The organism is Variovorax sp. MHTC-1 (genome assembly GCF_003984645.1).
Lineage (GTDB): Bacteria > Pseudomonadota > Gammaproteobacteria > Burkholderiales > Burkholderiaceae_C > Variovorax.
This window is the reverse complement of the sequence record NZ_RWKI01000001.1, coordinates 331,290-356,464: the sequence shown is the minus strand read 5'-3', so window position 1 is coordinate 356,464 and position 25,175 is coordinate 331,290. Positions and strand designations below refer to the sequence as shown.

Annotated in this window: 24 protein-coding genes; 11 read left to right on the top strand and 13 right to left on the bottom strand. The window is 66.0% G+C overall.

The genetic code is table 11. The features are described from left to right. Nucleotides 1-71 precede the first annotated feature (71 nt). The 4 genes from truB to EJI01_RS01660 all read left to right on the top strand — a co-directional run bounded on the left by truB (nt 72) and on the right by EJI01_RS01660 (nt 4,249). On the top strand, nt 72-1,016 hold the full coding sequence (truB, locus tag EJI01_RS01675) for a tRNA pseudouridine(55) synthase TruB (protein ID WP_126835375.1): 945 nt from the start codon (nt 72-74) through the stop codon (nt 1,014-1,016). Beyond that, entirely contained in the window at nt 1,013-2,845 is a 1,833-nt protein-coding gene (gene typA / locus EJI01_RS01670) for a translational GTPase TypA (protein ID WP_126835374.1), read from the top strand. Before truB ends, typA begins: the two co-directional genes overlap by 4 nt. 34 nt (nt 2,846-2,879) lie before the next feature. Beyond that, entirely contained in the window at nt 2,880-3,749 is an 870-nt protein-coding gene (locus tag EJI01_RS01665; protein WP_185878782.1) for a DMT family transporter, read from the top strand. A 71-nt stretch (nt 3,750-3,820) separates the two neighbouring features. Continuing rightward, the gene (locus EJI01_RS01660; RefSeq protein ID WP_126835372.1) at nt 3,821-4,249 is read left to right on the top strand and encodes a YXWGXW repeat-containing protein; all 429 of its coding nucleotides are present in this window, start codon (nt 3,821-3,823) and stop codon (nt 4,247-4,249) included. A 3-nt stretch (nt 4,250-4,252) separates the two neighbouring features. On the opposite strand, the gene EJI01_RS01655 is transcribed toward EJI01_RS01660, so the two are convergent. The 5 genes from EJI01_RS01655 to smpB all read right to left on the bottom strand — a co-directional run bounded on the left by EJI01_RS01655 (nt 4,253) and on the right by smpB (nt 7,077). Next, complete coding sequence (locus EJI01_RS01655) at nt 4,253-4,642, bottom strand: ATP-binding protein (protein WP_126835371.1); 390 nt, start codon at nt 4,640-4,642, stop codon at nt 4,253-4,255. Between the two features lie 68 nt (nt 4,643-4,710). Beyond that, entirely contained in the window at nt 4,711-5,433 is a 723-nt protein-coding gene (locus tag EJI01_RS01650) for an anti-sigma factor family protein (RefSeq protein ID WP_126835370.1), read from the bottom strand. 17 nt (nt 5,434-5,450) lie between these two features. After that, nucleotides 5,451-5,960, bottom strand: a complete 510-nt coding sequence (locus EJI01_RS01645; protein WP_126835369.1) for an RNA polymerase sigma factor — start codon at nt 5,958-5,960, stop codon at nt 5,451-5,453. Between the two features lie 51 nt (nt 5,961-6,011). Further along, nucleotides 6,012-6,587: a putative colanic acid biosynthesis acetyltransferase gene (locus EJI01_RS01640; protein WP_126835368.1), complete on the bottom strand. Its 576-nt coding sequence runs from the start codon at nt 6,585-6,587 to the stop codon at nt 6,012-6,014. A 13-nt stretch (nt 6,588-6,600) separates the two neighbouring features. Beyond that, nucleotides 6,601-7,077: an SsrA-binding protein SmpB gene (gene smpB, locus EJI01_RS01635; RefSeq protein WP_126835367.1), complete on the bottom strand. Its 477-nt coding sequence runs from the start codon at nt 7,075-7,077 to the stop codon at nt 6,601-6,603. A gap of 62 nt (nt 7,078-7,139) precedes the next feature. Here smpB and EJI01_RS01630 point away from each other — a divergent pair, with 62 nt between their 5' ends. Both EJI01_RS01630 and EJI01_RS01625 read left to right on the top strand, forming a co-directional pair. After that, entirely contained in the window at nt 7,140-7,586 is a 447-nt protein-coding gene (locus tag EJI01_RS01630; protein ID WP_126835366.1) for a type II toxin-antitoxin system RatA family toxin, read from the top strand. Next, a complete protein-coding gene (locus EJI01_RS01625) occupies nt 7,586-7,918 on the top strand; it encodes an RnfH family protein (RefSeq protein WP_126835365.1) in 333 nt (110 codons plus the stop codon). Before EJI01_RS01630 ends, EJI01_RS01625 begins: the two co-directional genes overlap by 1 nt. Nucleotides 7,919-8,044: 126 nt before the next feature. Here EJI01_RS01625 and EJI01_RS01620 read toward each other — a convergent pair whose 3' ends face one another. Next, nucleotides 8,045-8,569 (bottom strand): DUF4124 domain-containing protein, encoded by a 525-nt coding sequence (locus EJI01_RS01620; protein ID WP_126835364.1) that lies wholly within the window; start codon nt 8,567-8,569, stop codon nt 8,045-8,047. Nucleotides 8,570-8,718: 149 nt separating this feature from the next. Between EJI01_RS01620 and guaB the strand changes: the two genes are divergently transcribed. The 5 genes from guaB (at nt 8,719) to EJI01_RS01595 (ending at nt 18,638) form a co-directional block, all read left to right on the top strand. Next, complete coding sequence (gene guaB, locus EJI01_RS01615) at nt 8,719-10,188, top strand: IMP dehydrogenase (protein ID WP_126835363.1); 1,470 nt, start codon at nt 8,719-8,721, stop codon at nt 10,186-10,188. Between the two features lie 11 nt (nt 10,189-10,199). Continuing rightward, a complete protein-coding gene (gene guaA / locus EJI01_RS01610; protein ID WP_126835362.1) occupies nt 10,200-11,813 on the top strand; it encodes a glutamine-hydrolyzing GMP synthase in 1,614 nt (537 codons plus the stop codon). Nucleotides 11,814-12,123: 310 nt separating this feature from the next. After that, the gene (locus tag EJI01_RS01605; RefSeq protein ID WP_260602267.1) at nt 12,124-13,386 is read left to right on the top strand and encodes a hypothetical protein; all 1,263 of its coding nucleotides are present in this window, start codon (nt 12,124-12,126) and stop codon (nt 13,384-13,386) included. A 216-nt stretch (nt 13,387-13,602) separates the two neighbouring features. Beyond that, nucleotides 13,603-16,743, top strand: coding sequence for a PAS domain-containing protein (locus tag EJI01_RS01600; RefSeq protein ID WP_126835361.1), 3,141 nt, complete (start codon nt 13,603-13,605; stop codon nt 16,741-16,743). 5 nt (nt 16,744-16,748) lie between these two features. Next, on the top strand, nt 16,749-18,638 hold the full coding sequence (locus EJI01_RS01595; RefSeq protein ID WP_126835360.1) for a GspE/PulE family protein: 1,890 nt from the start codon (nt 16,749-16,751) through the stop codon (nt 18,636-18,638). Nucleotides 18,639-18,642: 4 nt separating this feature from the next. Here the strand turns inward: EJI01_RS01595 and EJI01_RS01590 are convergent, their stop codons facing one another. The 7 genes from EJI01_RS01590 to cyoB form a co-directional block, all read right to left on the bottom strand. Next, nucleotides 18,643-19,389 carry an EAL domain-containing protein gene (locus EJI01_RS01590; protein ID WP_126835359.1) on the bottom strand — a complete coding sequence of 249 codons (747 nt, stop codon included), beginning with the start codon at nt 19,387-19,389 and terminating at the stop codon, nt 18,643-18,645. A 118-nt stretch (nt 19,390-19,507) separates the two neighbouring features. Then, the gene (locus EJI01_RS01585) at nt 19,508-20,047 is read right to left on the bottom strand and encodes a response regulator transcription factor (RefSeq protein ID WP_126835358.1); all 540 of its coding nucleotides are present in this window, start codon (nt 20,045-20,047) and stop codon (nt 19,508-19,510) included. After that, nucleotides 20,037-21,335 carry an ATP-binding protein gene (locus EJI01_RS01580; RefSeq protein WP_126835357.1) on the bottom strand — a complete coding sequence of 433 codons (1,299 nt, stop codon included), beginning with the start codon at nt 21,333-21,335 and terminating at the stop codon, nt 20,037-20,039. The genes EJI01_RS01585 and EJI01_RS01580 overlap by 11 nt, the downstream gene beginning before the upstream one ends. Beyond that, nucleotides 21,319-22,092 (bottom strand): SURF1 family protein, encoded by a 774-nt coding sequence (locus EJI01_RS01575; protein WP_126835356.1) that lies wholly within the window; start codon nt 22,090-22,092, stop codon nt 21,319-21,321. The genes EJI01_RS01580 and EJI01_RS01575 overlap by 17 nt, the downstream gene beginning before the upstream one ends. Continuing rightward, nucleotides 22,089-22,469: a cytochrome o ubiquinol oxidase subunit IV gene (gene cyoD / locus EJI01_RS01570; protein ID WP_126835355.1), complete on the bottom strand. Its 381-nt coding sequence runs from the start codon at nt 22,467-22,469 to the stop codon at nt 22,089-22,091. Before cyoD ends, EJI01_RS01575 begins: the two co-directional genes overlap by 4 nt. A 58-nt stretch (nt 22,470-22,527) precedes the next feature. Further along, nucleotides 22,528-23,166 carry a cytochrome o ubiquinol oxidase subunit III gene (gene cyoC / locus EJI01_RS01565; protein WP_126835354.1) on the bottom strand — a complete coding sequence of 213 codons (639 nt, stop codon included), beginning with the start codon at nt 23,164-23,166 and terminating at the stop codon, nt 22,528-22,530. Continuing rightward, nucleotides 23,159-25,162, bottom strand: a complete 2,004-nt coding sequence (cyoB, locus tag EJI01_RS01560) for a cytochrome o ubiquinol oxidase subunit I (protein WP_185878781.1) — start codon at nt 25,160-25,162, stop codon at nt 23,159-23,161. Before cyoB ends, cyoC begins: the two co-directional genes overlap by 8 nt. Nucleotides 25,163-25,175: the final 13 nt, after the last annotated feature.

Below are 25,175 nucleotides of genomic sequence, written 5' to 3'. Positions count from 1 at the left end.
GCCATTTCATGTGCGTCGCTGCCCCCCGTGGGGGCGCAAGCCTGCTTGGGGCGGCCCGGCGCCGGCTTGAGATGAACGCGCCACGCACACGGGTGCAGCGGCGCCCTGTGCACGGGGTGCTGTTGCTCGACAAGCCGCTGGGTCTTTCCAGCAACCAGGCCTTGCAGAAGGCCAAGTGGCTGCTGCGCGCCGAGAAGGCGGGCCATACCGGCACCCTCGATCCGCTCGCGAGCGGCGTGCTGCCGCTGTGCTTCGGCGCGGCGACCAAGTTCAGCCAGCTGCATCTCGATGCCGACAAGACCTATCAGGCCGTCGCGCGGCTCGGCGTGAAGACTTCCACCGGCGATGCCGAAGGCGAGGTGATCGCGCAGCGGCCCGTGTCGATGACGCCCGCCGACCTGGCGCGGGTCGAAGCGCAGTTCACCGGGCCGATCCGCCAGGTGCCGCCGATGCACAGCGCGCTCAAGAAGGACGGCAAGGCGCTCTACGAATACGCACGCGAAGGCGTCGAGGTCGAGCGCGCGGCGCGCGATGTGACGATCCATAGCTTGGCGCTCGGCGCCCTGGCGGACAACCAGATCCGCATCCTCGCGACCGTGAGCAAGGGCACCTACATCCGCACGCTCGGCGAAGACATCGGCGAAGCGCTCGGCTGCGGGGCCCACCTCACCGCGCTGCGCCGCACAGCCACCGGCGGCTTCGAAGTCTCGCAATGCGTGACGCTGGAAGCGCTCGAAGCCATGGGCGAGGAAGAACGCCTGGCGCAGCTGCTGCCGACCGAAGCCCTTGTGGCAGGCCACACCACCGTCACGCTCGACACCGAAGATGCGGCACGTTTTCTCTCCGGCCTGCGCCGTCGCGGCAGTTGGCCCGACGCGGCGGAAGTCGCCGTCTTCGGCCGCGCGCCGCACGCCTTCCTCGGCACGGCCCACATCACGGCCGGCGAACTGATCCCGGGGCGCTTGCTGAACCCCATCGAAATCCAGCAGACACTTTTGACCGAAGCGACACCATGAGCACCAACCAGATTCGCAACATCGCCATCATCGCCCACGTGGACCATGGCAAGACCACCATGGTCGACCAACTGCTGCGCCAGTCCGGCACCTTCGCCGAACACGAAAAAGTGGTCGACACCGTGATGGACAACAACGCCATCGAAAAGGAGCGTGGCATCACGATCCTGGCCAAGAACTGCGCCGTGACCTGGAAAGGCACGCACATCAACATCGTCGACACCCCCGGCCACGCCGATTTCGGCGGCGAGGTGGAACGTGCGCTCAGCATGGTGGACGGCGTGGTGCTGCTGATCGACGCCCAGGAAGGCCCGATGCCCCAGACCCGCTTCGTGACCAAGAAGGCCCTGGCGCTGGGCCTGAAGCCCATCCTGGTGGTGAACAAGGTCGACAAGCCCGGCGCCCGCCCCGACTACGTGGTCAACGCCGCCTTCGACCTGTTCGACAAGCTCGGCGCGACGGATGAACAGCTCGATTTTCCCGTGGTCTACGCCTCGGGAATCAACGGCTGGTCGTCGATGGAAGAGGGCGAGCACGGCGAGCAGTGGGGCCCCGACATGTCGGCCCTGTTCGACACCATCCTCAAGCACGTGCCGGCCCATGCGGGAGATCCGGCAGCGCCGCTGCAGCTGCAGATCTCCGCGCTCGACTTCTCGACCTTCGTGGGCCGCATCGGCGTCGGCCGCATCAACGCCGGAACCATCCGCCCGATGATGGACGTGATCGTGATGGAAGGCCCGGACGGCAAGTCCGTGAAGGGCCGTGTCAACCAGGTGCTGACTTTCCAGGGCCTGGAGCGCGTGCAGGCCACCGAGGCCGGCCCGGGCGAGATCGTGCTGATCAACGGCATTGCCGACATCGGTATCGGCGTGACCGTCACCGATCCGGTGAATCCGGCGCCGCTGCCCATGCTCAGGGTCGACGAGCCGACGCTGACCATGAACTTCTGCGTCAACACCAGTCCGCTGGCCGGCCGCGAAGGCAAGTTCGTCACCAGCCGCCAGATCTGGGACCGCCTGCAGAAGGAGCTGCAACACAACGTGGCCCTGCGCGTCAAGGAAACCGACGAAGAGGGCATCTTCGAAGTGATGGGCCGCGGCGAACTCCACCTGACCATCCTGCTGGAAAACATGCGCCGCGAAGGCTATGAACTGGCCGTCTCGAAGCCGCGCGTGGTGTTCCGCGACGTCGATGGCGTGAAGCACGAGCCGATCGAACTGGTCACCGCCGACATCGAAGACCAGCACCAGGGCGGCGTGATGCAGGCGCTGGGCGAGCGCAAGGGCGAGCTGGTCAACATGGAACCGGACGGCCGCGGGCGCGTGCGTCTCGAGTACCGCATTCCGGCGCGGGGCCTGATCGGTTTCACCAACGAGTTCCTGAACCTGACGCGCGGCTCGGGCCTGATCTCCAACATCTTCGACAGCTACGAGCCGCACAAGGGCGACATCGGCAGCCGCAAGAACGGCGTGCTGATCTCCATGGACGACGGTGAGATCTTCACCTACGCGCTGGGCAAGCTGGACGACCGCGGCCGCATGTTCGTGCGGGCCAACGATCCGGTGTACGAAGGCATGATCGTCGGCATTCACAGCCGCGATAACGACCTGGTGGTCAACGCCACGCGCACCAAGCAGCTCACCAACTTCCGCGTCTCGGGAAAGGAAGACGCGATCAAGATCACGCCGCCGATCGACCTCACGCTCGAATACGGCGTGGAATTCATCGAAGAGGACGAACTGGTCGAGATCACGCCCAAGAGCGTGCGCCTGCGCAAGCGCTTCCTGAAGGAACATGAGCGCAAGCGCGCCAGCCGCGACACGGCCTAAAGCCGCGCTGTCTCACGGCCGCGCAGTCTGGCTGATGGTCGCCGTGACCCTCATGTGGGCCACGGCGGGTGTGGTCACGCGCCATCTCGAGCACGCGCGCAGCTTCGAGATCACCTTCTGGCGCAGCTTCTTCACGCTGCTGGCCTTGCTCGTGATCCTGCCGCTGTGGCAGGGCCGCGCCGTGTTCTCGAAGATCCGCGACGGCGGCCGCGCGCTGTGGATCTCCGGCCTCTGCTGGTGCGTGATGTTCACCGCCTTCATGGTCGCGCTCACGCTGACCAGCGTGGCCAACGTGCTCGTGACCATGGCCCTGGGGCCGCTCTTCACCGCGCTCGCGGCGCGGATCTTCATCGGCCACCGGTTGCCGGCACGCACCTGGATCGCCATCGTGGTGGCGGGCTTCGGCATCGGCTGGATGTACGGCACACAGCTCGGCGACGGGTTGCTGGCCGGCACACTGGTGGCGCTCTGCGTGCCGCTGGCCGGCGCCTGCAACTGGACCGTGGTCCAGCATGCACATGCCAAGGGTCAAGACATCGACCTGGTGCCCTCGGTGCTGGTGGGCGCCGCGATCTCGTCTCTGCTCACGCTGCCGCTGGCCTGGCCATTCCAGGCCAATTCGCACGACCTGGGCCTGCTCGCGTTCCTCGGCGTGTTCCAGCTGGCGATCCCGTGCGTGCTATCGGTCATCTGCGCGCGCATCCTGAAGGCGCCCGAGGTGGCGCTGCTCGCGCTGCTGGAGATCGTCTTCGGCATTGCCCTGGCCTGGATCGGGGCCGGCGAAGAGCCGGCTTCGAGCGTGGTGACGGGCGGTGCGCTCGTGATCGGCGCGCTGGTGTTCAATGAACTGCTCGGGCTGCGCGACCGCCGCGCGTCCGCGGCACCCTTGCCGGGGACTCACTAGACCTGGGATTTCTACCGATGTCCGGTGCAAGTCCAGAGCCGTTTGGCTTTCATTTCAAGAGGGAGATATCGATGCGACTTTCCACGTTCCTGCTGGCCGGCGCGCTGGCTGCGGCATCCTTGGGTGCTGCGGCCCAGGTGTCGGTCAACATCCATGTGCCGGGCCTCATCGCGGTGGCGCCGCCTGCGCCTCGCTTCGAGCGCATGCCATCGCCGCGCGTCGGCTATGTTTGGGTGCCGGGCAACTGGCAATGGCAGCAGAACGCCTACGGCTGGCGCCAGGGCTACTGGGAGCGGGAGCGCCGCGACTATGCCTACGCACCGGGCCGCTGGGTACGTGCCGACGGCGGCTGGCGCTGGGTCGAGCCCAACTGGAAGCGCAAGGGCGGCAAGCACCGCCACCGCGACGACGACCGCCATGAACGTCATGACCGGCATGACGATCACGGCCCCGGCGGCTATCACTGCCCGCCGGGACAGGCCAAGAAGGGCCGTTGCTGAGCATCAGGGCCGCGCGACCTTCCAGACGTTGTTGACGCCATCGCCGGTCTTGTCGCCGGCCTTGGTGTCCTTGACCCAGTAGTAGAGCGGCCAGCCCTTGTAGGCCCATTGCTTCTTGCCGTCGTCGCGCACGACGATGGTATAGGCGCCGATCGGCTTGGCCGTGTCGGCCGCCATCAGCGGTGGCCAGTTGGTGGCGCAGGGTCCGTTGCAGGTGGACTTGCCGCTGCCGACCGCATCGCGATCGAAGGTGTAGAGCGTCATGCCGGTGGGGCCGATCAGCACGCCGTCGGCGGTCCGGGTCGGGGTGTCCGGCACCGATGCGGTCCTGGACATGCCGCCGCATCCGGCGAGCAGGGCGGCCGCAAGAATCGAAGCGCTGAGCAGTTTCATGAAGTTTTCTCCTTCGGTTAAAAGATCGCAAACAAACTAGGCCCGGCCAGTCTAGCCCGGGCCTTTCCTCAAAGTTGTCGATGCACCGCCCCCGCGAGTCTCAGCAGCGCATCGCGCGGGAGCTTGCCCGCCAATGCATAGCCGAAACCGCGATCGATCCAATAGAAGCTCGGCACCGGTCCGTCCGCCGAGTAGCGGAACGCCGTTTCGCCCGCTTTCGCCGGCGCTGCCGCTGCGTCCAGGCTGCCGAGATAGAGAGTCACGCGCTCGCCATCGGCGCGCTCGAACATGAACTGTGCCCGCGCGCCCTCGCTGCCCGGCAGCAGACGGCCGCCCACGAGCGCGTAGCCCTCGGCCGACAGATCGGGCACCTTCAGCGGCCTGTCGAGCCGTCTGGAGAGCCACTGGACGAGGTGCTGCTGTTCGGCGGCGACGACTTCGACCGGGTGCCGCTTCTCGGGCGCATAGACCGCGTGCGCCACCGAGGCGGCATGCACGAACTCGCGTGCGGCCGGCACGCGTGCCAGCGCGGCACCGGTCTGTTGCGATGCCGACCATTGCTGATTGCCGACCCAGCCGGCGACGAAAGCGATCAGTACGCTCGCCGCGATGCCGCCCCAGCGCACCCAGCGCGTCTGCCGGGCCCGGCGGTCCTCAAGATGCCCGGCCGCCGCCAGCAGGGCTTTGGGAACGGGTTCGTCGAGCACTTCGCGATGCAATTCGCGTAGCGCGTCGCGCTGGGCTCGCCAGGCGATCTGGTCGGTGTCGGGAGGCGGCGTGGGGCTGTTCATGGCGGATGAGATGCGGACTACTTGAGGCGGCGCAGACCGGGGCGGCCCGATACCGGCGACTCGCTGCCTTCCATCAGGTCGTGAAGCCGGACGCGGGCGCGCGAGAGGCGCGACATGACGGTGCCCACGGGGATGTCCAGGATCCCGGCGACCTGCGCATAGGAAAGGTCTTCGAGCGCCACCAGCAGCAGCACGGCGCGCTGTTCCTCGGGCAGGCGCAGCAGGCAGCGCTGCAGGTCGATGGTCCGGTCGCGATGGCCGTCGGCAGTGCTCAATTCATGCGCCACGTCGTCGATGTCCACCGTGGCGCGCGGCGGCGCACGCCGTACCTGGCTCGCGAACAGGTTGTGCATGAGCGTGAAGAGCCAGGCGCGCAAATCGCTGCCCACGATCCACAGGCGCCACTTGCTGCAGGCGCGCTCCAGCGTGTCCTGCACCAGGTCGTCGGCGGCCCAGGCGTCGCCTGTCAATGCGCGTGCATAGCGCCTGAGGCTGGGGATGTGGTCGACGAGCGCGCGGGATTCCATCGCTGCACTAACGCCATGGGGGCACGGTTTATTCCACCATGCCCGAAAAATTCAGCGATCGCTGCGCAGCACCCGCCGTTTGATCGGCTTGGCTGGATTGCCGCCGTAGACCGTCCAGGGCTCGAGGGATCGGAAAGCGACGCTGCGGGCGCCCAACACAGCGCCTTCGCCCACTTCCACACCGGGCCCGACGAAGGCCTCGGCCGCGATCCAGGCGTCGGCGCCGATGGTGATCGGGCTCGCCGTCAACTGGAAGCTCGCAGAAGAAATGTCGTGGCTGCCTGCGCACAGGTGCGCGCCTTGCGAGACCAGCGCGGCGCGCTCCAGCCGGATCGGCGCCATGTTGTAGCAAATGACCCGCTCGGCCAGCATCGCGCGATCGGCCAGGTGCAGATGCGGCGGATACCAGACCCGCGCGCTGCCGCGTACGTCGCTCGACTCGCCCAATTGCGCGCCGAAGAGCTTCAGCAGAAAGCGGCGCCAGAAGCGCATCTGCGGCGGCGTCCAGGAGGCGAGCAGCGCCCAGCTCAGGTTCCAGGCCGCACGCAGCAGCCGGTTGGAAAACGAGAAACTGGGACCGCCTTCGAGCGGGTTGACGCGCGCAGCGTCCAGAGGTTGGAGTGCCATGGTGCTTCTTCCTTCAGCGGCTGCGGCTCTTCATGGCCCGCTCGACCTCGCGCTTGCCTTCGCGGTCCTTGATGGTGTCGCGCTTGTCGTGCTCGGCCTTGCCCTTGGCCAGCGCGATCTCGCACTTCACCTTGCCCGCCTTCCAGTGCAGGTTGAGCGGGACCAGCGTGTAGCCCTTCTGCTCGATCTTGCCGATCAAGCGACGGATCTGCTCCTTGTGCAGCAGCAGCTTCTTGGTGCGCACCGAGTCGGGGGTGACATGCGTCGAGGCCGAGCGCAGGGGGTTGATCTGGCAGCCGATCACGAACAGCTCGCCGTCGCGGATCACGACGTAGCCGTCGGTCAGCTGCACCTTGCCTTCGCGCAACGACTTGACTTCCCAGCCCTCCAGCACCATGCCGGCCTCGAAGCGTTCTTCGAAGAAATAGTTGTACGCGGCCTTCTTGTTGTCCGCGATCCGGGAGGAGGTGTCTTGTTTTTTTGTGGCCATGGTGTGTCAGGTGAGGGCTGCATGGCTTCAATACAATCCGTCGCGCACGCTGTGCCGATTCTATGAAAACAGTCCACAAGTCCATCCTGATCTGGTACAGCGCCGAAGAGATGTACGCCCTCGTCACGGATGTCGCGAAGTATCCCGAGTTCCTGCCGTGGTGCGACAGGGCCAAGGTGATCGAACACGACGCCGCCGGCATGACGGCCGAAGTCGGCCTCGCTTTCAGCGGCTTTCACCACAGCTTCACCACCCGCAACACCCATGTGCCGGGCCGCGAGGTGCATTTGAAGCTGGTCGACGGGCCATTCTCCAATCTCGACGGCGTCTGGAAGTTCACCCCCGTGGGCGAGGAGGGCGAGCGGGCCTGCCGCGTCGAGCTCAACCTCAGCTACGGCTTCAGCAACTTCGCGCTGCAGGCGCTGGTCGGCCCGGTGTTCGACAAGGTCGCATCCAACCTCGTGGAGGCCTTCGTCAAGCGCGCCGAGCACATCTACGACAAAGCCTGATGCTGCAGGTGACCGTGGCGTATTCCCCGGCGCCGCGCCAGGTGTTCGAAGAGGTGCTGGGCGTGGCCGAAGGCGCGACGGTGCGCGATGCGGTGCGCGCAAGCCATCTGCCGATTCAGTTTCCGCAACTCGACTGGCAGGCGATGCAGCCCGGCATCTGGGGCCATGCGGTGGAATGGGATCAGGCTCTGGCGGATCTCGACCGCATCGAGCTCTGCCGCCCGCTCACGGTAGATCCCAAGGTCGCACGGCGCGAGCGATTCAAGAAACAGGGCGCGCGCGGAACCGGTTTGTTCGCCAATCGCCGCAAAGGCGGCAAGGCCGGCTACTAGGCTCGAGGCGTGCGGGGAGATTTGCGGGAAACACCGCGGAACCGGCTTCGCCGGGCCGCAGGTGTTGCCCCCGGTAGGGGGTTGGCGTAGCGACACGAAGTGCGCGAAGCCTGGGGGCGAGCCTATTTACTTGCAGTCGGCGCTGATCACCGACTGCAGGCGCTCCTGCTCGGAGGCCCGCGCCTTGTCGTCCAGGATCTCGCGCTCGCCTTGCGCATTCACGCGGGCCACGCGGATGCCGCTGTCGAAGGTGGCCTTGGCCTGGCGCGCGCGGGTGCAGTTCTCGGCTCTGGCCTGCGCGACCTTTTGCGCCTCGGCGGCCTTCTTGGCCTTTTCGGCTTCCTCGGCCTTGCGCGTCTTTTCCTCGAGTTCCTTGTCGACCCCGGTGGGCTTGGCGCCGCCGGGGGCAGCGGGCGCTGCGGCAGCAGCAGTAGCGGCGGCATCGGCCTCGGCGGCCGGCGCAGGGCTGAAGTTCGGCCGCGACGAGGGCGCGCCCGGCCGGCGCAGGATGTTCTTCTCAGGGACTTCGGGCGGCGGCGCCTTGTCGCTGAAGACCTTCTTGTTGTCCTTGTCGATCCACTGCCATTGGGCATTGGCGCCCAGCGACAGCAAGGAGATCCATCCGAGTACGAGCAGCTGCGCGATTTTCATGGCCGGCAGTTTAGCGCCGCCTTACGTTTTGCAACGTACTTGCGGGCGTTTTTGCAACGTAACAACGGTATTCCTGCTGCTGGGCGATTCACCCATGGCCCGGGTAAGTACCAAGCCATCGTTACAATCCGTCTTTTGGAGCTTCACCCATGCGCCTTCTCGGCAAAGCGCTCACCTTCGACGATGTGTTGCTGGTGCCAGCGTTCTCCCAGGTCCTGCCCAAGGACACCTCCCTCGCCACCCGACTCTCCCGCAATATCACGCTGAATCTGCCGCTGGTCTCCGCGGCGATGGACACCGTGACCGAAGCGCGCCTCGCGATCGCGATGGCGCAGGAAGGCGGCATCGGGATCGTGCACAAGAATTTCACCGCCGCCGAGCAGGCCGCGCAGGTGGCCAAGGTGAAGCGCTACGAATCGGGCGTGCTGCGCGACCCGGTGGTGATCACGCCCACGCACACCGTGCTGCAGGTCATGCAGCTGTCCGACGAACTGGGCATCTCGGGCTTTCCGGTCCTCGACGGCGGCAAGGTGGTCGGCATCGTGACCGGCCGCGACCTGCGCTTCGAGAGCCGCTACGACGTGCCGGTGAGCGAGATCATGACGCCGCGCGAGAAGCTGATCACCGTGCCCGACGGCACCACGCTCGCCGAGGCCAAGGCGCTGCTCAACAAGCACAAGCTCGAGCGCCTGCTGGTCATCAACAGCGCCTGGGAGCTCAAGGGCCTGATCACCGTCAAGGACATCACCAAGCAGACCAGTTTCCCCAATGCCGCGCGCGACGCCAGCGGGCGGCTGCGCGTGGGCGCCGCGGTCGGCGTCGGCGAGGGCACCGAGGAGCGCGTCGAGGCGCTGGTGAAGGCCGGCGTCGATGCGATCGTGGTCGACACCGCGCACGGCCACAGTGCCGGCGTGATCGAGCGCGTGCGCTGGGTCAAGAAGAACTATCCGCAGGTCGACGTGATCGGCGGCAACATCGCCACCGGCGACGCCGCCCGCGCGCTGGCCGATGCGGGCGCCGACGCGGTCAAGGTCGGCATCGGCCCGGGGTCCATCTGCACCACGCGCATCGTGGCCGGCGTCGGCGTGCCGCAGATCATGGCGGTGGACAACGTCGCCACCGCATTGCACGGCACCGGCATCCCGCTGATCGCCGACGGCGGCATCCGCTATTCGGGCGACATCGCCAAGGCCATCGCCGCCGGCGCCAGCACCGTGATGATGGGCGGCATGTTCGCCGGCACCGAAGAGGCGCCGGGCGAGATCGTGCTGTTCCAGGGCCGCAGCTACAAGAGCTATCGCGGCATGGGCTCGATCGGCGCCATGCAGCAGGGCAGCGCCGACCGCTACTTCCAGGAATCGACCACCGGCAACCCCAACGCCGACAAGCTGGTGCCCGAAGGCATCGAAGGCCGCGTGCCCTACAAGGGCTCGATGGTCTCGATCGTCTACCAGATGTCCGGTGGCTTGCGCGCCAGCATGGGCTACTGCGGCTGCGCGACCATCGAGGAGATGAAGAACAAGGCGGAGTTCGTCGAGATCACCACCGCCGGCATCCGCGAGAGCCACGTGCACGACGTGCAGATCACCAAGGAAGCTCCCAACTACCGCGCGGAGTGATCCGGCCTCTCATGCAACACCAGAAAATCCTGATCCTCGACTTCGGTTCCCAGGTTACCCAGCTCATTGCCCGCCGCGTGCGCGAAGCGCATGTGTTCTCCGAAGTCCATCCCTGCGACGTCAGCGACGAGTGGGTGCGCGAGTACGCGAAGGACGGCGCTCTCAAGGGCGTGATCCTTTCCGGCAGCCACGCAAGCGTCTACGAAGAATCCACCGACAAGGCGCCGCAAGCGGTGTTCGAACTCGGCGTGCCGGTGCTCGGCATCTGCTACGGCATGCAGACCATGGCACACCAGCTCGGCGGCAAGGTCGAGGGCGGCCACAAGCGCGAATTCGGCTTTGCGGCCGTGCGCGCGCGCGGCCACACCGAGCTCTTGCGCGACATCGCCGACTTCACGACCGATGAAGGCCACGGCATGCTCAATGTCTGGATGAGCCACGGCGACAAGGTCACCGAGCTGCCGCCGGGCTTCAAGCTGATGGCCTCGACCGAGAGCTGCCCGATCGCCGGCATGGCCGACGAAGATCGGCATTTCTACGCGCTCCAATTCCATCCGGAAGTCACGCACACGCAGCAGGGCAAGGCGATCCTCGAGCGCTTCGTGCTCGGCATCTGCGGCGCCGCGCCCGACTGGGTGATGCGCGACCATATCGCGGAAGCTGTGGAGGCGATCCGCAAGCAGGTGGGCGACGAGGAAGTCATCCTCGGCCTCTCGGGCGGCGTCGACTCCTCGGTGGCCGCGGCGCTGATCCATCGCGCCATCGGCGACCAGCTGACCTGCGTGTTCGTCGACCATGGCCTCTTGCGCCTGAACGAAGGCGACATGGTGATGGACATGTTCGTCGGCAAGCTGCACGCCAAGGTGATCCGCGTCGACGCGAGCGAGCTCTTCCTCGGCAAGCTGGCCGGCGTGAGCGATCCGGAGGCCAAGCGCAAGATCATCGGCGGCGAATTCGTCACCGTCTTCAAGCAGGAAGCGGCCAAGCTCACCAGCGCGGGTGCCAAGGGCGCCAAATGGCTGGCGCAAGGCACCATCTACCCGGACGTGATCGAGTCCGGCGGCGCCAAGAGCAAGAAGGCCGTCACGATCAAGAGCCATCACAACGTCGGCGGCCTGCCCGAGCAGCTGGGCCTCAAGCTGCTGGAGCCGCTGCGCGACCTGTTCAAGGACGAGGTGCGCGAGCTCGGTGTGGCGTTGGGCCTGCCGCCCGAGATGGTGTACCGCCATCCGTTCCCCGGGCCGGGCCTCGGGGTGCGCATCCTTGGCGAGGTCAAGAAGGAATACGCCGACCTGCTGCGCCGCGCCGACGCGATCTTCATCGAGGAGCTGCGCAACTTCAAGGACCCGTCCAGCGGCAAGAGCTGGTACGACCTGACCAGCCAGGCCTTCACCGTGTTCCTGCCGGTCAAGAGCGTGGGCGTGATGGGCGACGGCCGCACCTACGACTACGTGGTGGCGCTGCGCGCCGTGCAAACCAGCGACTTCATGACCGCCGACTGGGCCGAGCTGCCCTACGCGCTGCTCAAGAAGGTCTCGGGCCGCATCATCAACGAGGTGCGTGGCATCAACCGCGTGACCTACGACGTGAGCAGCAAGCCGCCGGCGACGATCGAGTGGGAGTGATTCGGCGCTGCCGCACTTCGAGGGCAGGCCTACGGGCCCGACGCCGACGCGGCTGACCTCTGACCATAGCTGTCGCACGTCCGATCCGGAGCGACGCTCCATGTCACTTTTTGGATCAATTCGCGTTTTCTTCCTTGGCAGGGAAGTGGGCATGGATCGTGCACTTTGCGCCACGGCCGGCGAGCGGATCTGTTCCGCGCCGGCGCCATGCCGTTGGACATGACTGCCGACAGCTCGAGTTGATCCCCACAAGCGAAGTACGCGACGCGTGCGGCGGCTGGTTTTCTTTCAATCTCAAAAGCGCATTTTCATGACCATGTTTTCCCGACGATGCGTTTATGCACTGATGTTTTCGGTGCTCCTGTTCGGCTGCGGCGGCGGAAGCGGCGGTACTCAAGGTGGTGGCTTGGCCGGCAGCAGTGGTAGCCAAGGCGGTAGTGGCGTCAGCCAGGGTGGCGATAGCCAAAGTGGCGGCGGCGCAAGTGGCACAGGTGGCACAGGTGAAGGCGCTTCGCCCGTCGCGGCGACCGTCGCGTTGGTGACCAAGCTCGGCAAGCCCGCTCGGGTGCTGGTCGGACTCGGCGCGGGCAATACCCTCGCGCAGATGAAAAGCCAGGACATTCGCCCGGACATCGTGGACACCTACCTCGTGGGTGTCGGCGCAGGCGCCTGGCCCAGCTGGAACAGTCCCGACGGGGCGTACGTCACGTACACAGCGCAGGCCATCCAGGCTTACGGCGCGGTTCCGATGTTCACGCTGTACCAGATGACGGCGAACGGCGAGGGCAATTTGAGCGGCATCGCCAACGCGACCTTCATGAACAACTACTGGGCGCAGGTCCGGCTGATGTACCAGCGCATTGCAGCCCTCGGTACGCCTGTTCTGATCAATCTGGAGCCGGACTTCTGGGGGTTCGTTGCGGCGCAAGCGCCGAATCGCGATGCGACGCAAATGGCGGCCGTCGTGAACAGCCAGCCCGAATGTGGCGGCTTGCCGAACACCGCCGGGGGCCTCGGCCAATGCCTGGTGCGGATGGCCAGGCAGATCGCGCCCAAGGCGCTGGTGGGATTCCCGCCTGCGTTCTGGAGCGGCACCCCTGCCGAGGTCGGCGCCCAGATGCGGGCGGTCGGGGCACATCAGGCGGACTTCATCGTTGCCCAGACGAGCGACCGCGACGCGGGCTGCAGGGAAGTCCCATCGCCTCACCCGGAATGCACGGGACGAAGCGGTCCGTTCTATTGGGACGAAAGCAATATCGCCAGCCCGAACTTCCACCAGTCCCAGAGGCAGATTTCGGACTATCGCGCCGCCCTGGGCAATGGTCTGCCGATCCTGTGGTGGCAGACGCCGATGGGTGTGCCATCCGCCACGCCCGGTGGCACCGACCTGCACTATCGCGACAACCATGTCGACTACATGCTGCGCAACACCCAGGAGTACGGTGACACTCACACTTTCGCGATCGTCTTCAGTCCTGGGGGGGCCGTTCAGACCTCGATCGGCACCGATGGCGGCCAGTTTGCCCGCCTGTCGGGTCAGTACCTCGCACGAGGCGGCGCCACTTTGAAGTAGCGATCGGCAACCGTGGAGCGCCGACAGTAGTCAAGCGATATCGATCATGCGGGTCCCCGGCCCGGAAAATCATCGAACGGGCGTGATGCAGAGAGGTTCAGCTGGACCTTTCGAAGAGTGGTGTAGATCGTTTGTATTCAGGATTGCTCCCCCGCTTGCCCGCACAGCGCAGATCGGGGAAGCTTGGGTCAGCCGGCGCGCCGGCGTGCCCATCGAATGAATCCATCCGTTCTAAAGAACCGCCGCATCAACCTGAACACGCGCCTGAGCCTGGGCGTGGCGGCGGTGGTGCTGGCAGCCACGTTCACGATCGCGACGATCGCGTTGCACCTGGTCAAAGCCGGGATGCAGGCGTCGATCGCGAACGATCAGTTCGCGCGCGTATCGACCATTGCGGAGGCGGTAGACCAGAAGTTCGCGGGCCGGCGAACCCTGCTGAAGACCTTCGCCGAAAGCGTGGAGACGCAGGGATTCACGAACGCTGCGCCCCTGCAGGCCTTCCTGAAACAGCACGAGTCTCTTCGAGCGGCCTTCGACAACGTCGCGCTCCTGGACCTCGATGGCAATCTGGTGGCCAACTTCAACGGTGCACAACGAATCGGCCGGTTGAACATCAAGGACCGCGCGTATTTCTCGGACACGGTCAGATCCATGGCCGGCGTGATCTCGCAACCGTACCGCAACCGGCTCAACGGCCTGGCGCAGGTGGCGATCACGGAACCGGTGATGGACCGCACGGGAAGCGTGCAGTTCGTCATCTCGGGCTCGATCAACCTGAATGAGCGGAACATTCTGGGCTCGCTCGCCGACATCAAGTTCGGCGAGACCGGCTACCTGTTCATCACGACCACGGACGGCGTCGTGGTCGACCACCCTCGCGAGGCGCGCGTTCTGAATCCATCCAATGCCGTGAAGAGCGGGGACCCCGAGATCGATCGCCCGATCGAGGGCTTCGAGGGCAAGACCGAGGGGATCAACGATGCCGGCGTGCATGGCCTGTACGCCTTCAAGCGCATTCGCCACGCCAACTGGGTTCTGGGCTCGATGTATCCGCGCAGCGAGGCCTTCGCCCGGATCGATGCCATCGAGCGCGCGGCCTGGGGAGGGGCGCTCGTGCTTGCCCTGCTGGCCGGCACGATGGCACTGATCGTCGTGCGACGCCAGCTGAAGCCGCTGACGGACCTGCACCGGCACATGCTGGATGCGCAGGCTGCACCCGACGAAGTCGCGGCGCCACGCAGCTACCCGCGCGACGAGATCGGCGATCTTTCGCGAACCTTCGACGAACTGATGCGAGAGCGGCGATCCAGCGAGAAATTCCTGCGCGACATCACCGACAACCTTCCCACCATGGTGTCGCATGTGGACGCGCAAGGACGCTTCAGCTTCGTGAATGCCAGGCTGTGCGACAAGCTGGGCCGCAGCGCATCCGAGCTCGTCGGCCAGCCGGCGAGAGGCATGCACGGCGCCGACGACAGGGCCGTGCCGGATCGCTACCTCCAGCGGGTGCTGGCCGGCGAGGCCGTGACTTTCGAGCGGCGAGGCTCGGTGAAGGGCGGCGAGCAAGCACGCTTTTTCCAGACCGATCTCATTCCGGATCGCGATCGAACGGGATCGGTCCGCGGCTACTACGCCGTGACCTCCGATGTGACGGAGCGCAAGCGCATCGAACTCAGTCTTGCACACAGCGAGGGGCAGATCCGCACCATTGCGGACAGCATTCCAGCACTCGTCTCGCATGTCGACGCGTCGTTGCGATACACCTTCGTCAATGCCCAGCTCAGAGCCTTGTACAAGGACGATGCACTGGTCGGCAAGTCGCTGGCCGAGGTTCGCGGCGAGGCGGATTTTGCCGTGGTCGAGCCTTATTTTCGGCGCGCGCTCGCCGGCGAGACGGTAGTTGTCGAGAGAAGCGGCGATAGGGCGCGAGGTATGGCCAACCGAACGTACAAGGCCCACTACATCCCCGACCAGGATGATGTCGGCATGGTGCAGGGCGTGTTCGCGATGACCTTCGACATCACCGATGACGTCAAGGTGCGCAGGGCGCTCAGCGAGCAGGAAAAGCGGCTGCGCGACGTCACCGACAGCATTCCGGCCCTGGTGGGCTATTTCGATCGCGAAGAGAACTGCCACTACGGCAACAGCCGGGCGCGGCAGATGGCCGGCTTGGGTGACGGTCCGCTCGACGGCGTGAGCTTGCGGTCCGCGGTGGGCGACGAGGTGTACGCCCAGCATGTGCCGCACATTCCCGCGGTGCTGGCAGGTAAGGCCGTGCGCTTTCCGGTCCAGGCGCCGCTCCATGGCAAGGACGGCTATTTCCAGGTCAATCTGATCCCGGACAAGAACCTGCAGGGGCAGGTGCAGGGCTTCTACCTGATGACCTTCAACATCACCCCGCTGAAGGAGGCCGAGCTGCGCCAGGCCGAGAGCGAGATGCGCTTGCGCACCATCACGGACAACCTGCCGGCGCTGATCACGTACATCGACCGCGAGCAGAAGATCACTTTCGCGAACGCGACCTACCGCGAATGGCTGGGGCTCGATCCGTCCTCGCTCGTGGGCCGCCATATCCGCGACGTGGCAGGCCCCGAGTTGTACCTGGCCCGCAAGGCCGCGCTCGAGCGCGCGCTGGCGGGCGAGCGCGTCGAGTTCGAAGCCGCGACCAAGAGAGCGGATTTCGATCGCATCACCCACGTCATCTACGTGCCCGACGTAGGCGCGGACGGTTCGACGCACGGCATTTTTTCGCTCAGCCTGGACATCACTGCGCTGAAGCAGGTGGAGCGCCGGCTGATCGAGCTGGCGCGGGTCGATACGCTGACCGGCTTGCCGAACCGGCTCGCCTTCAACGAGTACCTGCCGAACGCCATTGCGCGCGCCCGGCGTACGGGCAGCGCGATCGCGCTGATGTTTCTGGACATCGACCATTTCAAGTCGATCAACGACACGCTCGGCCACGCGGCTGGCGACGAGGTACTGAGCGAGTACGCAAGACGCCTGCTGGCCTGCGTGCGCAGCACCGACACCGTGGCACGGCTTGCCGGCGACGAATTCGTCATCGTGCTCGAGAGCCCGAGCACGCAGGAAACGGCCGCAGCCGTAGCCCGAAAAATCGTCGGTCGCATCCACGCCCCGGCATTCCAGATCGACGGCCGGCTGCTGGAAGTCTCGACCAGCATCGGCATCGCATTTCACGAAGCGACCGATTCTTCCGTCACGGCCGAAGAACTGCTGGCGCGTGCGGACGCCGCGCTCTACGGCGCCAAGGCGGCCGGGCGCAACAGGTTCGAGTTCTTTGCTGACAATCTCGCCGGGGAGCCCCAGAATCCCCAGCGCCAATCCAACAGGAGTTAGAGCCCATGCCGTCTGCCGAAGTCGTTACGCCTGAGCAGTTGCTGAGAGAGATCGCAGCACAAAGCCGCATGCCGATCGTGCGGATAGGCCAGGCGCTGGTGTCCCTGGGCATGGTCACGGACGAACAGCTGAGCGCCGCATTGGCGCAGCAGAAACTCGATCGCAGCGTGCCGCTGGGCGAGACCCTGGTGCGCATGGGCGTGGTCAGCCGCTCCCAGCTGCAGACCGCGCTGGTGCGAAAGATGGGCTACCCCCTCGTCAACCTGCATCAGTTCCCGGCCGCTGCCGAAGCCCTGCGCAAGATCAGCCATGGCGCCGCACGGCGCTTGCAGGTGATGCCTCTGATGATTCACGAAGGGCGCCTCATCGTCGCGCTCGATGATCCGGCCGGCCGGCGTACGGCTCTCGACGAAGTGGAATTCATCGCCCAGATGAAGGTGGTCCCGGTGGTGGGGCAGTGCCTGGACCTGGACAGCGTTCTGCACAAGGCCTACGAAAAGATCGGCGCGCCGGCCGAGGGCGGCCCGGTTTCTTCCGATCCGAGCCGGCCCATCGAGTTCGACATGGCCGGCACCAGCGAACTGCTGGAGACTCTCGAGAAGGAAGGCCGTGCGCCCGCCGCCGACGAAGAGGCGCCGATCGAGCAATCGGACAACTCGCTGGTGCGCATGATCAACAGCATGATTCTCGAAGCGCATCGCGAGGGCGTGTCGGACATCCATATCGAGAGCTATCCCGGACAGGAGAAAACCCGCATCCGCTTTCGCCGCGACGGAAGGCTCTACACGTACCTCGAACTCCCGCCCAGCTACCGCAATGCGATCGTCGGGCGCGTGAAGATCATGTGCGACCTCGACATCAGCGAGAAGCGCAAGCCGCAGGACGGCAAGATCAATTTCGCCAAGTTCTCGCCGCAGCATCGCATCGAGCTGCGCGTGGCCACCGTGCCGACCAGCAACGGGCTGGAAGACGTGGTGATGCGCATCCTTGCTTCAGCCAAGCCCATCGCGCTGGACCAGCTCGGCCTCTCCGAGCGCAATCTTGCGCGCTTCACCGCCGCGGTCGAGCGCCCCTACGGCATGGTGCTCTGCGTTGGGCCCACGGGTTCGGGGAAGACCACGACCCTGCACTCGGCGCTCATGCGCATCAACACGCCGGAACGAAAGATCTGGACCGCCGAAGACCCCATCGAGATCACGCAGCCGGGCCTCCGGCAGGTGCAGGTCAATCCCCGCATCGACTGGACCTTCGCCAAGGCCCTGCGAGCCTTCGTGCGCGCGGATCCGGACGTGATCATGGTTGGCGAGATCCGGGACGAGGAGACCGCCAAGACGGCGATCGAGGCATCGCTGACCGGCCACCTCGTGCTCTCGACCCTGCACACCAACAGCGCCCCCGAAACCGTGACGCGGCTGCTCGACATGGGGATGGATCCCTTCAACTTCGCCGACTCGCTGCTGGCGGTGCTCGCGCAGCGGCTGGTGCGCCGCCTCTGTACCCACTGCATCAGCAGCCGTCCCGCGAGCCCGGAAGAGATCGAAGAACTGCTGGCCGACTACCTGCATGCGTTCGCGAAGAAGGATTTGCCGGCCGAGCGGGAGGCCGTGCTCGCCTCCTGGCAGCGCCGCCATGCCCGCGACGGCCGGCTCATGAGCTTCGCGAGTGCTGGGTGCAAGCACTGCGGCGACACCGGATTCAAGGGACGCGTCGGCATCCATGAACTGATGGCGATGTCGAAGACGCTGCGCCGCCTGGTGCAAAGCGGCGCACGCGCCGAAGAACTGCAGGAAGCGGCGCTGCGCGAAGGAATGCGCACCCTGCGTCAGGACGGCATCGCCAAGGTTCTGTCAGGGCAGACGACGATAGAGGAAGTGCGCGCGACCAGCAACGTGTGAGGGCTCAGGCAGCATCCCACGCCACGACCGGCAACGCCGCGACAGTGGGCCTGGCAAACAGGTAACCCTGGAACAGATCCACGCCCAGCGCGCGCAGCACGCGGACTTCTTCCGAAGCCTCGACGCCTTCCGCGATCACCCTGATTCCAAGCTCGTCGCAGGTGCCGACGAAGCCCTTCACGATGGTGACCCGGACCGGGTCGATGTGGATGTCGCGCACCAGGCTCATGTCGATCTTCACCACATCGGGCTGGAAGGCGGCGAGCAGCTCGAAGCCTGCATAGGCAGCGCCGAAGTCGTCGATGGCCGAGGTGAAACCGTATCGCTTGAAGGTGCGAAAGGCCGCCGCGAGACCGGGCAGGTCCTCGACGCGCTCGCCTTCCGTGATCTCGAACATCAGGCGGTTGATCGGAAAGCCGAAGCGCTTGGCCGCGGCCATGGCGGTGCGGAAGCACTCTTCCTGCCCGGCCACGTCGTTGGGCATGACGTTGAGGCTGAGCTTGGATTCCATGCCCAGCGCCGAGGCCATCTCGATGGCCCGCACGCGGGAGGCTTCGTGGAAGGCGAAGCGCTGCTGCGGGTCCACCCGCGCAAGCACTTCGGAAGCGCCTTCTCCCTTCATGCCGCGCACCAGCGCCTCATGCGCAAAGATTTCCCGCCGAGCGAGGTCGACGATCGGCTGGAAGGCCATCGTGAACCCAAAGTCGTCGAAGCCGCGGGTGGCGGCATCGGCTGTTGTTTCGGCTGTCACTGGAACGGACCTCGCAGGCGGTGATTGCAAAGGCTGCATTGTGCTGGCCAGCTTGCATAGTCCGGTGGCGCAAACATAGAAAGTTGGCGACGGGTGAGCGAAAAGTCGCGCCTTGGTATTACTTCACCCGCTGCTTCACGAGCTTCCGTGCCAGCGTGCGCCGATGCATGCCGAGGCGCCGGGCCGTTTCGGAGATGTTGAAGCCGGTCTCGGCCAGCGTTTCGTGGATGCGTTCCCATTCGAGCGTCTTGATCGAGGTCGAGCGCTCTGTCAGCTCGACCTCGGCGTCGCCCTCGGCGCGGCCGAAGGCGGCTTCGATGTCGTCGGTGTTGGAGGGCTTGGCCAGGTAGTGGCAGGCACCGAGCTTGATGGCTTCCACGGCGGTCGCGATGCTGGCGTAGCCGGTAAGCACGACGATCAGCATCTGCGCATCGTGCGCGTGCAGCATCTGAACGCAGGCCAGGCCGGAGGCGCCGGCGGCGAGCTTGAGGTCGACGACCGCATAGCCCGGCGAGTGGGTCTTCAGGATCTCGGTCACCTTCTCGGCGGTCGTGGCCTGCAGCACCGTATAGCCGCGGCGCTCGAAAGAGCGGCAGAGGGTGCGCGCAAAGGCTGCATCGTCCTCGACGATCAGCAGCAGTCGTTCGTCAGTTTCCATCGTCTGCGATCTCCTCGAATCGGATCGCCGCCAGCGGCAGGCGCAGTGTCACGGCGGCACCACCTTCCGGCCGATTGTGCGCCGCCACGCTGCCGCCCAGGGTGCGCGCCACGTTGACGACCAGGAACAGGCCTAGGCCGCCGCCGGGGCGCCCCTTGCTCGACTGATAAGGCTTGCCCAGCTGCGCCAGCATCCCGGGTGCGAAGCCCGGGCCGGCATCGGACACGGTCAGGACCAGCTCGTCGCCATCGCGCGCCGCATCGAGGCCGACCCAGCCCGGCGAGGCCTCGAACGCGTTGTCGAGCACGTTGTAGATGGTTTGCTTGAGCGCCGAATCCGAGACGATGGGCAGGTCGTCGCCGAAGGCGTTGGCGTAGGCCAGCGCGTCGGGCGAGCGCGTGGCGCGCCACTCGGCCACCAGCTCGTCGAGAAAGGCACGGACGGTGGTCTGCACAGGCGACTCGCCGCGCGCCTCGCCGGCCGACAGCAGGATGCCGCTCACGATGGTCTTGCAGCGCGCCACCTGGGCCTGCATCTCCTCGATCTCCTGCCGCAGCTCGGGCTCGGCGGCAAAGGGCTGCATGCGCTGCCAATCGCCCAGGATCACCGACAGCGTCGCCAGCGGCGTGCCGAGCTCGTGGGCCGCACCCGAGGCCAAGAGGCCCATGCGCACGATGTGCTCCTCCTCCGCGGCGCGCTGGCGCAGATCGGCCAGGTGCGCGTCGCGCGCCCGCAGGTTGCGGCTGATGCGCGTGATGAAGACCGCCAGCAGCGCCGCGTTGAGCGCGAAGCAGATCAAAAGCCCCTGGATGTACGGGCTGGCGAGCCCACGCGCGTTGTCCATGGGAATCGCCAGCGGGCGATGGATGAAGGTCAGGCCCATGAAGCAGGCGGCGGTGACGGCGACCATCGTGCGGGTGTAGCCGGGGCGCAGCAGCACGGCGCCGAGGCTGACCTGCAGCAGGTACAGGAAGATGAAGGGATTGGCGGCGCCGCCGCTGAGATAGAGCTGCACGGTCAGCGTCCCGACGTCGACCAGGAGCGCGATGAAGAGCTCGCCGTCCGCGACCTCCTGCCGCTGGCGCCAGCGCAGCAGGCTGAAGAGGTTGAACGCCACGAGGAAAGCCAGCGCCGCGCCCATGTGGTCCAGCGGCAGGCGGATGCCGAAGCCGAAGTGGACGATGGCGATGGTCAGGATCTGGCCGCCGACGGCCATCCAGCGCAGCTGGATCAGCTGCTGCATGTTCTTCAGGCCTGCCGAGTCGCCGGCTTCAGTGTTCTGCTGCATCCCGTTTTGCTCTCGTTGCGATGCGCTCGGTGCGCGCCACCAGGCAGGCCGCACCCGCGACCATGAGGGCCAGCGCATACCAGGTGAGGGCGTAGACCAGATGGTTGTTGGGGAAGGCGATCACCGTCAAGCCGGCGGCCGGCCAGCGCGGTTCGGCCCTGGCATCTTGCGGCCGCGACCGCGGTGCATCCTCATCAACGAAGAAGGGTGCCACCGGCGCCAGGCCGCGCGCCGCGGCGATGGCCTGGACATCGCGCGAGAACCAGCGCTCGCCTGCGGGATCGTTGCGCCGCAGGAAGCCGCCGCCAGGCTCGGTCATGCGCAAGAGGCCGGTGATCTCGACCTCGCCGGTCGGCGCATTGGCAGCGCGCGTCGCGCGCTCGCGCCGCTCCGGCGGCACGAAGCCGCGATTCACCAGCACCACCGAGCCCTGCGCGGTCTGCAGCGGCGTCAACACCCAATGGCCGGGGCCCAGCACGGTCGAGGCCTGGACCAGGGTTTCGCGCTCGTGGAGAAAGGTGCCGGTCAGCCGCACGTGACGGTATTCGTCGTCGGCCGCGTTCACCTGCGGCCATTGCGCGGGTGCGGGCGCGTCCGCCGGCGGCGCATGCACGCGCCCTTCGACGCGGTCGATCAACTCGAGCTTCCAGCTGCGCCGCTCGAGCTGCCACGTGCCCAGCGCCAGGAACAGGATGAAGAGCAGGGCGCCGGCCGCGGCGAGCACCGCCAGCGCCGGCCTGGAACGCGTTGCGCTCAAGGCGCGTTGCGCATCTCGTGCATCGAGGCCGGCATCATGTTGTGGTTGAGGTGGAACATCACCCACAGCGATCCGCTCAGCGTGATCACGACCAGCACGACGGTGAAGATCAGCGCCAGCATGTTCCAGCCGCCCTGCGACCTGGCGTTCAGGTGCAGGAAGTAGATCATGTGGACCACGATCTGCACGGCCGCGAAGCCGAGGATCACGAAAGCCGTGAGGCCGGGCCTCTGGAACACATTGCCCATCACCAGCCAGAAGGGGATGGCGGTCAGGATCACCGACAGGATGAAGCCGGTCAGGTAGCCCTTGGCGCTGATGTGCAGGTCGCCGACGCCGTCCGCGTCGTGGTCGTGATCGTCGTGCGCAGCGCTCATTCGGAAACCTCCGTGCTGCGCACTACGGTGCAAGCCCCTTCGGGCGGCCGGGCGGGGCTCATGGCAGGACTCCCATTAGATAGACGAAGGTGAAGACGCCGATCCACACGACGTCCAGGAAGTGCCAGAACATCGACAGGCACATCAGCCTGCGTCGGTTCTCCGGAATGAGGCCGTGCTTGCCGACCTGGATCATCAGGGTGACGAGCCAGACGATGCCGAAGGTCACGTGCAGCCCGTGCGTGCCCACCAGCGTAAAGAAGGACGACAGGAAGGCGCTGCGCTGCGGGCCGGCGCCTTGGTGGATCAGGTGCGCGAACTCGTAGAGCTCGATGCCGATGAAGCCCGCGCCCAGCAGGCCGGTGACGGCCAGCCAGGCGAGCGTGGGGCCGGTGCGCTTCTTCAGCATCTCGAGCATCGCGAAGCCGTAGGTGATCGACGACAGCAGCAGCAACGCGGTGTTGACCGCGACCAGCGGCAGGTCGAACAGGTCGGCGCCCGAGGGGCCGGCCGCATAGCTGCGGCCCAGCACGCCGTACATCGCGAACAGGCAGGCGAAGACCAGGCAGTCGCTCATCAGGTAGAGCCAGAAGCCGAGCAGCGTGCCGTTCTCGGGGTGATGCTCCTCCGTCTCGTAGAAGCGCAGGCTCTGGTCGGCGCTCGGGACGCCGTGGGAGGGAATGGTGAGCTCAGACATGGCCGGCCAGGAGTCGGGTGCGCGCGACCTCGGTGCGGACGACCTCGTCCGCCGGTATGTGATAGTCGCGCTTGTAGTTGAAGGTGTGGATGATGGTCGCGAGGATCAGCGCGGCGAAGGACGCGCCGGCCAGCAGCCACATGTGCCAGATCAGCGCGAAGCCCATGACGGCGCTGAGCATGGCCAGCACGAAGCCGGCGGCGGTGTTCTTCGGCATGTGGATCGCCTTGTAGCCTTCGAGCGGGCGCACGTAGCCGCGCTGCTTCATGTCCCACCAGGCGTCGTTGTCGTGGATGCGCGGCGTGAAGGCGAAGTTGTAGGCCGGCGGCGGCGAGGAGGTTGACCACTCCAGCGTGCGGCCGTTCCACGGATCGCCCGTCGTGTCGCGTAGCGATTCGCGCTTGCGGAAGGTCACGACCAGCTGGATGAGGAAGGAGAGGATGCCGAGCGCGATCAGGAAGGCGCCGAAGGCGGCGATCTGGAACCAGATCTGCAGCGATGCGTCCTCGAAGTGGCTCACGCGGCGCGTGACGCCCATCAGCCCGAGCACGTACAGCGGCATGAAGGCGAAGTAGAAGCCGGTTAGCCAGAACCAGAAGGAGCACTTGCCCCAGAACGGATCGAGCTTGATGCCGGTGGCCTTCGGAAACCAGTAGGTGATCGCGGCGAAGGCGCCGAACACCACGCCGCCGATGATCACGTTGTGGAAGTGCGCGATCAGGAACAGGCTGTTGTGCAGCACGAAGTCGGCCGGCGGGACCGCGAGCAGCACGCCGGTCATGCCGCCGATCACGAAAGTGACCATGAAGCCGATCGTCCACAGCATCGGCACCTCGAAGCGGATGCGCCCACGGTACATCGTGAAGAGCCAGTTGAAGATCTTCGCCCCGGTCGGGATCGAGATGATCATCGTGGTGATGCCGAAGAAGGAGTTGACGCTGGCGCCCGACCCCATGGTGAAGAAGTGATGCAGCCACACCAGATAGGAAAGGATGGTGATCACCACCGTCGCGTAGACCATCGACGCATAGCCGAACAGGCGCTTGCCGCTGAAGGTGGACACGATCTCGGAGAAGGCGCCGAACACCGGCAGGATCAGGATGTACACCTCCGGATGGCCCCAGATCCAGATGAGGTTGACGTACATCATCGGATTGCCGCCGAGCTCGTTCGTGAAGAAGTTCGTGCCGACGTAGCGGTCCATCGACAAGAGCGCCAGCACCGCGGTGAGCACCGGGAAGGCGGCCACGATCAGCACGTTGGTGCACAGCGAGGTCCAGGTGAAGACCGGCATCTTCATCAGGGTCATGCCGGGCGCGCGCATCTTCACGATGGTCGCGATCAGGTTCACGCCCGACAGCAAGGTGCCGACCCCCGCGACCTGCAGCGACCATATGTAGTAGTCGACCCCGACGTCCGGGCTGTAGGCGATGCCGGACAGCGGCGGATAGGCGAGCCAGCCGGTCTTGGCGAACTCGCCGACGAACAGCGACATCATCACCAGCACCGCGCCGCTCGCGGTCATCCAGAAGCTGAAGTTGTTGAGGAAGGGAAAGGCCACGTCGCGCGCGCCGATCTGCAGCGGCACCACGTAGTTCATGAGCCCGGTGATCAGCGGCATGGCGACGAAGAAGATCATGATCACGCCGTGGGCGGTGAAGATCTGGTCGTAGTGGTGCGGTGGCAGGTAGCCCGTCGCGTCGCCGAAGGCAATCGCCTGCTGCAGCCGCATCATGATCGCGTCGGCGAAGCCGCGCAGCAGCATCACCAGGCCGAGCACGATGTACATGATGCCGATCTTCTTGTGGTCGATGCTGGTGATCCAGTCGCGCCACAGCGTGCCCCACACGCGGTAGTAGGTCAGCGCGCCCAGCAGGGCGAGCCCGCCCAGCACGACGGCGACGAAGGTCGCCAGCAGGATCGGGTCGTGGTAGGGGATCGCCTCCCAGGTGAGGCGTCCGAAGACGAGCTTGGTCAGATCGGGATGGTCGAGCATCGTGATGAAGGGC